The sequence below is a fragment of the Paracoccus aerodenitrificans genome (genome assembly GCF_027913215.1).
GTDB classification, from domain to species: domain Bacteria; phylum Pseudomonadota; class Alphaproteobacteria; order Rhodobacterales; family Rhodobacteraceae; genus Paracoccus; species Paracoccus aerodenitrificans.
This window is the reverse complement of record NZ_CP115784.1, coordinates 3,198,354-3,210,217: the sequence shown is the minus strand read 5'-3', so window position 1 is coordinate 3,210,217 and position 11,864 is coordinate 3,198,354. Positions and strand designations below refer to the sequence as shown.

The window sequence follows — 11,864 nt, the reverse complement described above, 5'->3', positions numbered from 1 at the left end:
GCCGGAAAGGCCGAAATGTCCTGGACCGACGAGCGTGTCGAAACCCTGAAGCGGATGTGGTCGGAAGGACAGTCCGCCAGCCAGATCGCGAAAGAGCTGGGCGGCGTGACACGGAATGCCGTGATCGGCAAGGTTCACCGGCTTGGGCTGTCGAATCGCGACGAAGGCGACAGCAGCGCCGATGCCGGGGCGGCAAAGGCGCAGCCGGAAAAAGAGGCCAAGCCGAAGCCCGCTTCGAAGGCAAAGGCCAAGCCTGCGCCGGAGCAACCGGCAGAGAAGCCCGCCACCAAGGCAGAGCCTGAGCCCGAACCGGCAACCGAATCCGCCGAGCCGCCTCCACAGCCCGCATTCTCGCCGCGCCGCCCGATCGTACCGGCGGGGCAGCCTCTGCCGCCGCAGCCCTCGGCCAATGAAATCAGCCCCGAGGCTCTGGCCAATGTCCGTGAGATCGAAAAGAAGGCCCGCAAGCTTTCCCTGATGGAGCTGACGGAACGCACCTGCAAATGGCCTATCGGAGACCCGGCAACCGAGAAATTCTGGTTCTGCGGACTTCCAGCACAGGCAGGCAAGCCCTATTGCGAGGCGCATGTCGGCGTTGCCTTCCAGCCGATGAGCGCACGGCGCGACCGTCGCCGCTGATGTTCGCCCGCAGCAATCATGCAGAAACCGGCAGAGGCAATCTGCCGGTTTGCTTTATTGCGCCGCCGCAAGGTCGCATGCGCTTTCCGCTCGCCAGAGGTCAAGCCCCGCTGATCCAGCAGGATGCGGATTCGTATTATCTGCGTAATGTCTCTGATGGACCGAATGACTGAAATCGACGCACGGGGTCTGCTCTGCCCGCTGCCGGTTCTGCGGTTGCGCAAGACGCTGATGTCCCGGCGGAAGGGTGACATCGTCTTGCTGATCGCGACTGACAGGATGGCTGCGGTGGACGTACCTCATTTCTGCACCGGGGCCGGGCACAGGCTTCTGTCCGTGACGGAAGGTGAAAATGGGGAATATCGGTTTCAGGTAGAATGCGGAACACAGCCCGTCTGACACATCGGAGACACGGTAAAGCGGCGGACAGATAGCCGCCGTGATCTGCTTCGCATTTTTCAGAAAAAAAAACGCCGCCCGGAGAAGGCGGCGCCTGTATCATGGTTCAGGAACTCCGCGAAGCTCAGTTCCTGTGGTCAGCCGGTGTAATTGCGGCAGCCTTGTTGTGGCTGAACAGAAGCAGCGCGGCAATCGTGCATAGCGCACCGGACAGCAGATAAGCGCCGGCGGACCACAGACCCAGATTCTCTGTCAGGTACAGCGCCACGAAGGGTGCAAAACCTGCGCCGAACATCCACGACAGATCGGCGGTCAGGTTGGATGCGGTATAGCGATTCTTCATCGAAAAACGCGATGCAACCGCACCGGAGGACTGACCGAAGGACAGCCCAAGCAGGCCGAAGCCGATAAAGACATACAGCGCCTCACCGCTCAGCCCGAGGCTGAGCATTGCGGGCGAGATCACCGCATAGACGGCAATGGCAATGGCGCAGTTCAGCAGCAATGTGCGGCGACCGATCCGGTCGGCGATAAAGCCCGATGCGACAATGCCTCCGAGGCCGAATAATGCGCCGACCACCTCAATCCACAGAAGGCCGATAACGTTTCCGGGCGAATGCAGATAGGTCCAGCCAAGCGGGAACACCGTCACCATATGGAACAGCGCAAGCGTCGCCAGAGGCGTGAATGCGCCGATCACGATATTCCTGCCCTCTTCGCGCAACAGCCGCGGATTGATGCGGGGGCGCAGCTTGGCCTGATCGTAGAGTGATTCGAATTCCTCGCTGGTCGCAAGCTTCAGCCGCGCGAACAGGGCGACAACGTTGATCGCGAATGCCACGAAGAACGGATAGCGCCAGCCGAAAGACAGGAACTCATCGTCGGACAAGGATGTCTTGAGGAAAATGAACAACCCGCAGGCGAGAATGAGCCCGATAGGTGCGCCGATCTGGGGAATCGTTGCATAGCGGCCCTTATACCCATCAGGCGCCTGCATCGACAAAAGCGAGGACATGCCATCCCATGACCCGCCGACCGCCGCGCCCTGCCCCATACGGAACATGCACAGGCTGGCGACGGTCAGCCAGCCCTCTTGTTCATAACTTGGCAAAAATGAAATCGCGACTGTGGACAGACCCAGAAGAAACAAAGCTGTTGTTAACTTGGTACCGCGTCCCCAACGCCGGTCGATTTCGGTAAAGACGAAGGTGCCGACCGGGCGGGCAACAAAGCCGAGAGCAAGGACAAGGAACCCGTACAAGGTCCCTGCAACCGGAGATGCGAAGGAAAAAATATACTGCGGAAAAACCAGCACCGCCGCGATCGCAAAAACGAAAAAATCGAAGAATTCAGAGGTGCGACCAATGATCACACCTATCGAAATATCGGTGAGTCGCACATGATTATCGGGCGCAATTTCTGATGTATCGGCAATCCTGTCCATCTTTTCACCTCATCATTCATGTGCTGGCGCGATCCTAACCGCTCCTTTAAGGAGACGCTATCAATCTATCATGTCAAGCCGAATGCAGCACGACACAAGTTGATGGACAAAGCATCATAGATTTGTTTTGCTGCGCCCGACTCTGATGGATCGTTCACTTGTCGCGATAGCCGCTGCTTGGCGTCGTTGGCAGCGCGCCCGGAAGGTACAGGTTTACATAATGGCTATTTCCAAATTTCTCCTTCGCGCTGCCCCTCTTATGGCTGTCGCGGGATGCGGTTCCGAGGTTCTTGCGCCGGGGGGCGATGTCGCGGCGAAGACGCGGGATGTTCTGGGAATAACCACCGCGCTGATTCTCGTGATCGTATTGCCGGTGATGATCGCAATCGTGGTTTTCGCGATTCGCTATCGCAGCTCGAACAAGGATTCCGAGGCCGAATACGATCCGGGCTTCCACCATTCGACTCAGCTTGAGCTTCTGATCTGGGCCGCGCCGCTGGTGATTATCGTCTGGCTGGGGGCGCTGACATGGGTCAGTACGCATAAACTTGACCCCTATCGCCCGCTGGACAGTGAAACCGCCGGTGTGACCGATGGCGAGGAACCGCTGGTGGTTCAGGTCGTCGCGATGGACTGGAAATGGCTGTTCATCTATCCGGAGTACGGCATTGCAACGGTGAACGATCTGGCCGCACCGCTGGACCGGCCGATTCGGTTCGAACTGACAGCGACTCAGGTCATGACGGCATTCTATGTGCCGACTCTGGCCGGGATGATCTATGCCATGCCGTCGATGCAGACCCAGTTGCATGCCGTCATCAACGAACCCGGCGACTATACCGGCATGGCGGCGCATTATACCGGAGCAGGTTTTCCGGGCATGAAATTCCCCTTCCACGGGATGGAGCAAGCGGATTTCGACGCATGGGTCGAAAAATCCCGCGACTCGGGCGAGGTGCTTGACCGTGACGAATATCTGGAACTTCTCGCCCCGTCCGAAAACGTCCCGGCGACCTTCTATGCGCTCGGCGATGAAGAGCTTTACCACGACATCCTGAATCGCTGCGTCGAGCCGGGTCAGACCTGCATGGACGAGATGATGATGACCGATAAGCTGACGCGAAGCCGGGGCAGTGCTTATGCGGCCAGTGCGGTCGAGGCGGCTGGCGGACATCAGCCAGAGACCGCCGCCGAAGCGGAAGCCGAAACTGAAGCGCCTCATTGGGGAGAAGGCGGAGGCGGCCCTGAAATACCTGCCGAAGACGCAGAGCAAGAGCCCACGACACAAGCTGCCGATGCAGCCTCGAACTGACAGGTGACGATATGGCTGTTGAACAACAAGCAGTAGAAAGCTCATTTCTTTTCGGTCGCCTGACACTCGGGAAGCTGCCGCTTGACGTGCCCATTGTCGTGGTGACGTTCGTGGTGGTGGCGATCATTGCCATCGCGATCCTTGCCGCGATCACCTATTTCAAGCTTTGGGGTTATTTGTGGCGCGAATGGCTGACCACAGTCGACCATAAGCGGATCGGGATCATGTATATGATCCTCGGCCTGATCATGTTCCTGCGCGGTTTTGCCGACGCGCTCATGATGCGGCTTCAGCAGGTGATGGCCTTTAACGGATCCGAGGGCTATCTGAACGCGCATCACTACGATCAGATCTTCACCGCGCATGGCACGATCATGATCTTCTTCGTGGCGATGCCCTTCGTGACCGGGCTGATGAACTATGTCGTGCCGTTGCAGATCGGGGCACGCGACGTTTCATTCCCCTTCCTGAATAATTTCAGCTTCTGGATGACCACAAGCGGCGCGATCCTTGTAATGATCTCGCTGTTCGTGGGTGAGTTCGCCATGACCGGCTGGCTGGCCTTCCCGCCCTTGTCGGGAATCGTGTCTAGCCCGACCGAAGGGGTGGATTACTATATCTGGGGGCTTCAGATCGCCGGGGTCGGCACGACGTTATCAGGTATCAACCTTGTGGTAACGATCCTGAAGATGCGCTGCCCGGGCATGACGCTGATGCGGATGCCGGTTTTCACCTGGACGGCATTCTGTTCGAATATTCTGATCGTAGCCACCTTCCCGGTCCTGACGGCAACGCTGGTTCTGCTGTCGCTGGATCGCTATCTGGGCTTCAATTTCTTCACCAATGAGCTCGGCGGCAACCCGATGCTCTATATCAACCTGATCTGGATCTGGGGACACCCGGAGGTGTATATCCTGATCCTGCCCGCGTTCGGCATCTTCTCCGAGGTGACCTCGACCTTCTGCAGCAAGCGGCTGTTCGGCTATAACTCGATGGTTTACGCGACGGTCTGCATTACCATCCTGTCTTATGTGGTCTGGCTGCACCATTTCTTCACGATGGGGTCCGGCGCATCGGTGAACGCCTTCTTCGGCATCGCTACGATGATCATCTCGATCCCGACCGGCGCGAAGATCTTCAACTGGCTGTTCACCATGTATAAAGGCCGCATCCGGTATGAGCTGCCGATGATGTGGACGGTCGCCTTCATGCTGACCTTCGTGATCGGCGGAATGACGGGCGTCATGCTGGCCGTGCCGCCGGCTGACTTCATCGTGCATAACTCACTGTTCCTGGTGGCGCATTTCCACAACGTCATCATCGGCGGTGTGGTCTATGGCATCTTTGCGGGCATCAATTACTGGTGGCCGAAAGCCTTCGGCTTCAAGATGAACCAGTTCTGGGGCCATGTCAGCTTTTGGTGCTGGGTCATCGGGTTCTGGGTCGCCTTCATGCCGCTTTACGTCATGGGTCTGATGGGCGTGACCCGCCGCCTGCGGGTGTTCGACGACCCCTCGCTTCAGATCTGGTTCGCGATTGCTGCCTTCGGTGCGTTCCTGATCGCCTGCGGGATCGTGGCGCTTGTCCTGCAAATCGCCTTCTCGATCCGCGACCGTGAGAAGCTGCGCGACGAAACCGGCGATCTGTGGCAGGGACGCACGCTGGAATGGGCGACGTCTTCACCGCCGCCTGACTATAACTTCGCTGTTACGCCTGTCGTCTATGATATCGACGCGTGGCACGACATGAAGGAAAATGGCTATAAGCGGCCCGAATCCGGCTTCTTGCGGATCCATATGCCGCGCAATACCGGAGCGGGGATTATCCTTGCGGGCATCAGCCTCGCGCTTGGATTTGCCCTTGTCTGGCATATCTGGTGGCTGGCGATCCTGTCGTTTATCGCGCTGATCGCGACGGCGATCCTGCACACCTTCGATTATAACCGGGATTTCTACATTCCCGAGACCGAGGTGACCGCCACCGAAGAGGCGCGCACCAAGTCCCTCAGCAACGCAGTGTGACAGAGACATGAGTTCAGAAATCGTGACCGACCCCGGCGACGAGCGCGTCTATCACCCTGCGGAAGAACCGCATCACCCAGAGGGGCATTCGACTCCGCTCGGCTTCTGGGTCTATCTGATGAGCGATTGCCTCATCTTTGCGATCCTGTTTGCGACATTCGCCGTTCTGGGCGACCGTTTCGGCGGCGGGCCGGGTCCGAAGGATCTGTTCGACCTGCCTCTGGTGGCGCTGAACACGGCGATGCTGCTGATTTCCTCGATCACCTTCGGTTTCGCCATGCTGGCGATGCATGACGGCAATCAGAAGGGCGTGCTGAAATGGCTGGGAATCACCGCATGTTTCGGCGCGGCCTTCCTTGCAATCGAGCTTTACGAATTCAGCCATCTGATCGGTGAGGGCGCAGGCCCGGGCCGCTCGGCCTTCCTGTCTGCCTTCTTTACACTGGTCGGAACGCACGGGCTGCATGTCACGGTCGGCCTGATCTGGCTGACCGTCATGGTGATCCAGATCCGCCAGCGCGGGCTGTCCACGGCAAATCAGCGCAGGCTGAACTGCCTGTCGCTGTTCTGGCACTTCCTCGATGTGATCTGGATCGGGGTGTTTAGCTTCGTTTACCTGATGGGGATGATCTGATGAGCAACAGCACCGACCATCACGACGACCATGCCGCCGCGCAATTCCCCCACGGCACGAAGCGCGAATATGTCACCGGCTTCATTCTGGCCGTCATCCTGACCGTGATTCCCTTCGGCGTGGTCATGTCCGGCGGCGCCGGATCGTTCCGGATCACCGCGATCATTATCCTCGTCTGCGCCGTCGCGCAGATGATTGTCCATATGGTCTATTTCCTGCATATGAGCCCAAAGGCAGAAAATGGCTGGTCCCTGATCTCGCTGGTATTCACGCTGATCCTGCTGATCATTGCCGTCTCGGGAACAATCTGGGTCATGTATAATATGGACGCAAATATGATGCCCAGCATGGAGGATGAGATGCCCGCCATGCAGGGTGATATGCCGATGGGTCAGATGTCGGATTCCTGACCGTGCCGGACAGGACAGAACACAACCACCGCCCGCTCTGGCAGCTGGCGGTGGTTTTGCTTCTCGGGGTCGCTCTGGCGGCAGGTTTTGTGTCTCTGGGTGTCTGGCAGGTCCAACGTCTGGCGTGGAAGCGCGATCTGATCGAACGGGTCGAGAACCGCGTCAGCTCGGCCCCCGTTGCGTGGACAGATGTGACCGGACTGCCTCCGGATGCGCTTGAATACCGCCCGGTTACCGTCACGGGCGAATTCGACCACAGTGTCGAAACTCTGGTACAGGCCGTGACCGAACAGGGAGGCGGGTTCTGGGTGCTAACGCCGCTACGCACGGATGGCAGAGAGACCGTCCTGATCAATCGCGGCTTTGTCCCGTCGGAACTGCGTGACCCCTCTGCCCGCCCCGAAGGTCAGGTCACTGGAGAGGTCACCGTGACCGGACTTGCCCGCCTGACCGAACCGGATGGCGCGTTCCTGCGCGAGAACGACCATCAGGCCGATCGCTGGTTTTCGCGCGATATCGCCGCCATAGCCGATGCGAAAGCCCTGCCGAACGTCGCCGGGTTTTTCGTGGATGCCGACGCCACGCCGCAACCGGGGGGCTATCCGGTCGGCGGCCTTACCGTTGTGCAGTTCCGGAACGCGCATCTTTCCTATGCGCTGACATGGTTTGCACTGGCCGGGATGGTGATCTTCGGCATCGTGCTTCTTCTGCGTCACGAAAACCGTGCCCGCAGGCAGATTTCTTCGGAAGGTTAGATGCCATCCGGGGCGCGAAGCACCGCCCCGGATCCCGCTACAGGCAGGCCCTCAGCCTGCCGCACTGCCCCAGGGACCATGCGGGGCGTCTTTACCGTCGAGACGCTCATAGCCATGCGCCCCGAAGAAATCCCGCTGACCCTGAATCATATTTGCCGGGGTGCGCGGTGTCCGCATCAGATCGAACCACCACAGACCCGAGGCCAATGCGGGAACCGCGATCCCTGCTCCGGTCGCGGCCAGCACCACATCCCGCAACGCCTGCTCGTTCTCACGCAGCAGCCCGGTGAACGGCTCGGCAAAGATCAGGTTCCCATCCGGAGCCGTCTCAAGCGCCGTCGCCATATCGTTCAGCATGTCCGAGCGGATGATGCAGCCCTCGCGCCAGATCCGCGCAATCGTCGACATCGGCAAATCCCAAGAATACTGCTTCGCAGCCTGTGCCAGCATCTGGAAACCCTGCGCATAGCAGAGGATCTTCCCGGCGATCAGCGCCCGCTCAAGCAGATCGGGGTCGACAGAGCCTTCGGGAAGCGCCTTGGGCATCGCTCCGAATGTCTCAGCCCCTTTCTTGCGCTCATCGATCCGCGAGGACAGGTTGCGGGCAGCGACAGCCGCCTCGATGACCGGAACCGGAACGCCAAGCTGCTGCGCCTCGATTGCCGTCCAGCGTCCGGTGCCTTTCTGGCCCGCCGTATCGCGGATTTCATCCAGTATCGGCCCGCCCGAAATCGGATCGGTTGCACGGGCGACCTTGCCCGAAATCTCGATCAGGTAAGAGGCCAGCCGGCCCTCATTCCAGGTCTCGAAGATCGCGGCGATGCGGTCCGTGCCCAGATCCAGCCCGTCCCGCATCAGCGCATAGCTTTCCGCGATCATCTGCATATCGGCATATTCGATGCCGTTATGGACCATCTTGACGAAATGCCCCGCTCCGCCGCTGCCCATCAGCGCCGCGCAGGGTGTCCCCTCATATTTGGCAGAGATCGCCTGCAACATCTCACCGACACGATCCCAATGTTCCTGCTGACCCCCGACCATGATCGAGGGCCCATGACGCGCACCTTCCTCACCGCCGGAAACACCGATCCCCATGAAATCATAAAGCTGACCGGCGGCCTCTTCGGTGCGTCTTTCGGTATTCGCGAAATTCGCATTCCCCGCATCGATGATCAGATCGCCCTGTTCGAGCAATGGCGCGAGGGCCTTGATCTGCTGATCGACCGGCGCACCGGCGGGCACCATCAGAATGATCGTCCGCGGTGCCTGAATTGCCTTGACCAGTTCCTCCAGTGTTTTCGCCGGAGTCAGTCGCGGGGTCAGATCGCCCGCATCTGCGATGAATTCGTCGGTCTTCGATCCGGTCCGGTTGAAAACCGCAATCGGATAGCCTTTCTCGGCGATATTCAACGCCAGAGCCGCGCCCATCGTGCCAAGACCGATAAGCCCATAACCCGGTTTGTCATCCATTGATATTTCTCCTCGTTGATCCGGGATTTTCCGGCACAAGCCGATGCGTTGCTTATCGCGAGACGTTTCTCAAACTGGCGGCATCGGAATTCACCGCAGTCTTAGCACGGCGATTCACCTGTTTCACGCCCAATCGGCAGAGGGCAGGGCCGCTTCACCGCCCGCCTTCAAACTGCTGAACTTCGATATCGGCATCTTCCAGAGCCCGGCGGACCTGTTGTGCGATAGCGACCGCGCCGGGGTTGTCTCCGTGCAGGCAGATCGTATCGATTCTTGTCGGAATGCGCTTGCCGGATTCTGCAATGATCACCCCTTCGCGCACCATTTCGACGATCCTCGGCGCAGCGATCGAGGCGTCATGGATCAGCGCATGAGGCTGGCTGCGGTCGACCAGTGTCGCGTCGTCATGATAGGCGCGGTCGGCGAAGATCTCACAGGCCATTCTTGCACCAATCGCCTCGGCGACACGCTGCTGCGCCGTGCCTGCCAGAACGACCAGAATGATCTTGGGATCAACAGACAGCGCCCCGGTATAACAGGCTCGCGCCAGTTCTTCATCGCGGGAAGCCATATTGGCGATGGCACCGTGAAGCTTCAGATGCCGGACGGAACCGCCCGCCGCTTTCGCCATGCCCTGCGCGGCACCAAGCTGCCAGCGGACCAGATTTGCAGCGCTTTCGGGCGGCAGAGCCATATTTCTGCGCCCGAAGCCCTGCAGATCGGGAAGTCCCGGATGCGCTCCGATCCCGACATTCTGACTGACCGCCATTTTCATGGTCCGGGCCATGACATCCCAATCCCCGGCATGGACTCCGCAGGCGATATTCGTGGATGAGATCACCTCAAGCAGCGCCTCATCATTGCCCATTTTCCAGGGGCCGAAGCTTTCGCCCATATCGGCATTCAGATCGACGCGAAGCTTGCTCATGATTTTTCCCTGGGGTGATGAATATGCGCGTGGAAATGATCCGGTTGGGCAGCGTCCACCACCCCGCCGATCAGGTTATAGGACAGCAGATCGCCCATCTGCGCCGGATCGCGGCGGCGCTGCCCGATCCGTGAGGTCAGCCCGTCAATATCGCGCAGATACGCCCGCATCGCGGCAAGACCGGCCTCCCGGTCGATCATCCGGATACGCAAAGCGGCCCCTTGCGGAGCCTGCGCCACAATCGGCAGATCGCAGGGCAGGATCGTGGCGATGCGCGGATATCCTCCGGTCGTTTGACATTCTGCCAGCAGCACAAAGGGCGTCCCGTCTCCGGTAATCTGTATATCGCCCGGCTGCACGATTTCAGAGACGATATTCAGCCCGTCCGAAGCCGAGAACGGCTCTGCCCCGCCGGGATCCAGCCGGGCGCCCATCCGGTTGCCGTGATTATCCCGGCTGAAGACGGTGTCCTGAAGCCGCGCGACCTGCTCGGGCGGGAAAAGCGGCGTTTGCAGGCTTTCCACTGCCCGCAGCGTCCCGCCATCAAAGCGCGGCAGAGGGTCAATAACCAGATCCACGGAGGACCCGGGGTCCTCTCCAAGCGGCAGTATATCCGTCGGCTTCAGAACGCCGCCAATCCCGGCGGCAAGATGCACGGATCGCGCACCCATTACCTGTTCGACCGCCAGACCTCCGCCGAAATGCAGATAGCCAAAGCCGCCATCCGGCCCGGGCGAGATGGATAATTCCGCGCGTGAGGGGATCAGATGGCTGCAATGCCATGCGAGACTGCGGGTCTCTGCCGAACCGCCAAGCTGCGCCCGCATCGGCGCTCCGGTCAGAGCGATCCGCGTGGGCTGATCCACACGCAGACGCAGACTGCCGGACATCAGTTCGATCACCGCGAGAGAACTGTCCTGACCCAGAAGGGCCGCGCCTTCAAAAACAGCGAGCGGATCGACCGCCCCGCCGCGCGACAATCCCTGAGCCAGCCAGCCAGTGCGGCCCATATCCTGCACGGTAACCGTACCCTGAGCGGAAATGATCCTGGCGGTTCTCATGCGATATCCTCGATCCGTGCCCCGCCGCGCGGATCATCCCAAAGCGGGCTCAGATCGGCGGCGCTGACCGGATGGAACCGCAACACGTCTCCGGGGCGCAGCAGGAAGGGATCTTCCTTGCCGGGCTGAAACAGGCGCATCGCGGTCTGCCCAACATGGCGCCACCCGGTCTGCGTATCGACGGCGAACAGCACAAGCTGCCGGATTGCCAGCCCCAATGCGCCGACCGGAACGCGCGGGGTCAGCTTGCGCTGACGCGGAAGGTCCAGAAACTCCGGAAGCTGGCCGATATAGGGCTGACCCGGCGCGAACCCAATGGTCAGAACCCGAAGATCCGCGCCGCAAACAGCCTCGATCAGCGCATCGCGACCGGACAGCCCCGCCGCCGCTGCGGCCTCATCGCTTTGGGGAGCGATATCGGGATCGAAGCTGGCCGGGATAACCAGCCGCCGCCGTCCCTCAGGCAGTTCGGCATTGCGCCAGTCCCAACCCTCAAGCAGCGTCAGCACCCTGTCCCGAAGCCGCTCGGAAGATCCGCTCAGCGGATCGAAGCGGATCAGGGTCGAGACCAGGGAACTGGCGGTTTCGCGAAGCTCGGACCAGTTCTCGGCCTCGATCCGCGCACGCAGCGCGAGTGCCGCGCGATTGGCCGTATCGTCGAAATGAGGCGCGAAGCTGACGACCAGACCGTCCAGCCCGGAAAAGGCAACGCGGGGATAGTCGTCAGCCATGCTCATGGAAGACGCACCGTCACGATAAAGAGACAGGCGGTGACCGATACTCCGGGCTTT

12 protein-coding genes are annotated in these 11,864 nt (G+C 60.2%); 7 read left to right on the top strand and 5 right to left on the bottom strand.

Annotation, left to right across the window (positions count from 1 at the left end; translation table 11 throughout):
* Positions 1-15: 15 nt before the first annotated feature.
* Positions 16-639 (top strand): GcrA family cell cycle regulator, encoded by a 624-nt coding sequence (locus tag PAE61_RS16985; protein WP_271113519.1) that lies wholly within the window; start codon positions 16-18, stop codon positions 637-639.
* A 165-nt stretch (positions 640-804) separates the two neighbouring features.
* Positions 805-1,038: a sulfurtransferase TusA family protein gene (locus PAE61_RS16980; protein ID WP_271113518.1), complete on the top strand. Its 234-nt coding sequence runs from the start codon at positions 805-807 to the stop codon at positions 1,036-1,038.
* Positions 1,039-1,162: 124 nt separating this feature from the next.
* Here PAE61_RS16980 and PAE61_RS16975 read toward each other — a convergent pair whose 3' ends face one another.
* Positions 1,163-2,482, bottom strand: coding sequence for an MFS transporter (locus tag PAE61_RS16975; RefSeq protein ID WP_271113517.1), 1,320 nt, complete (start codon positions 2,480-2,482; stop codon positions 1,163-1,165).
* A gap of 220 nt (positions 2,483-2,702) precedes the next feature.
* On the opposite strand from PAE61_RS16975, the gene cyoA reads away from it, so the two are divergent.
* Genes cyoA through PAE61_RS16950 form a run of 5 tightly spaced genes read left to right on the top strand, consistent with a single transcriptional unit; the run spans position 2,703 to position 7,614 of the window.
* On the top strand, positions 2,703-3,794 hold the full coding sequence (cyoA, locus tag PAE61_RS16970; RefSeq protein ID WP_271113516.1) for a ubiquinol oxidase subunit II: 1,092 nt from the start codon (positions 2,703-2,705) through the stop codon (positions 3,792-3,794).
* Positions 3,795-3,805: 11 nt separating this feature from the next.
* On the top strand, positions 3,806-5,815 hold the full coding sequence (gene cyoB, locus PAE61_RS16965) for a cytochrome o ubiquinol oxidase subunit I (RefSeq protein ID WP_271113515.1): 2,010 nt from the start codon (positions 3,806-3,808) through the stop codon (positions 5,813-5,815).
* 7 nt (positions 5,816-5,822) lie between these two features.
* Positions 5,823-6,449, top strand: a complete 627-nt coding sequence (cyoC, locus tag PAE61_RS16960) for a cytochrome o ubiquinol oxidase subunit III (protein WP_271113514.1) — start codon at positions 5,823-5,825, stop codon at positions 6,447-6,449.
* Positions 6,449-6,859 carry a cytochrome o ubiquinol oxidase subunit IV gene (gene cyoD, locus PAE61_RS16955; protein WP_271113513.1) on the top strand — a complete coding sequence of 137 codons (411 nt, stop codon included), beginning with the start codon at positions 6,449-6,451 and terminating at the stop codon, positions 6,857-6,859. The genes cyoC and cyoD overlap by 1 nt, the downstream gene beginning before the upstream one ends.
* Before the next feature lie 2 nt (positions 6,860-6,861).
* The gene (locus tag PAE61_RS16950) at positions 6,862-7,614 is read left to right on the top strand and encodes an SURF1 family protein (RefSeq protein WP_271113512.1); all 753 of its coding nucleotides are present in this window, start codon (positions 6,862-6,864) and stop codon (positions 7,612-7,614) included.
* A 51-nt stretch (positions 7,615-7,665) separates the two neighbouring features.
* Here the strand turns inward: PAE61_RS16950 and gnd are convergent, their stop codons facing one another.
* The 4 genes from gnd to PAE61_RS16930 all read right to left on the bottom strand — a co-directional run bounded on the left by gnd (position 7,666) and on the right by PAE61_RS16930 (position 11,810).
* Positions 7,666-9,084: an NADP-dependent phosphogluconate dehydrogenase gene (gene gnd, locus PAE61_RS16945; protein WP_271113511.1), complete on the bottom strand. Its 1,419-nt coding sequence runs from the start codon at positions 9,082-9,084 to the stop codon at positions 7,666-7,668.
* A 154-nt stretch (positions 9,085-9,238) separates the two neighbouring features.
* Entirely contained in the window at positions 9,239-10,012 is a 774-nt protein-coding gene (locus tag PAE61_RS16940; RefSeq protein WP_271113510.1) for a LamB/YcsF family protein, read from the bottom strand.
* Complete coding sequence (locus PAE61_RS16935) at positions 10,009-11,073, bottom strand: 5-oxoprolinase subunit C family protein (RefSeq protein WP_271113509.1); 1,065 nt, start codon at positions 11,071-11,073, stop codon at positions 10,009-10,011. Before PAE61_RS16935 ends, PAE61_RS16940 begins: the two co-directional genes overlap by 4 nt.
* Positions 11,070-11,810 carry a 5-oxoprolinase subunit B family protein gene (locus tag PAE61_RS16930; RefSeq protein WP_271113508.1) on the bottom strand — a complete coding sequence of 247 codons (741 nt, stop codon included), beginning with the start codon at positions 11,808-11,810 and terminating at the stop codon, positions 11,070-11,072. The genes PAE61_RS16935 and PAE61_RS16930 overlap by 4 nt, the downstream gene beginning before the upstream one ends.
* Positions 11,811-11,864 lie beyond the last annotated feature (54 nt).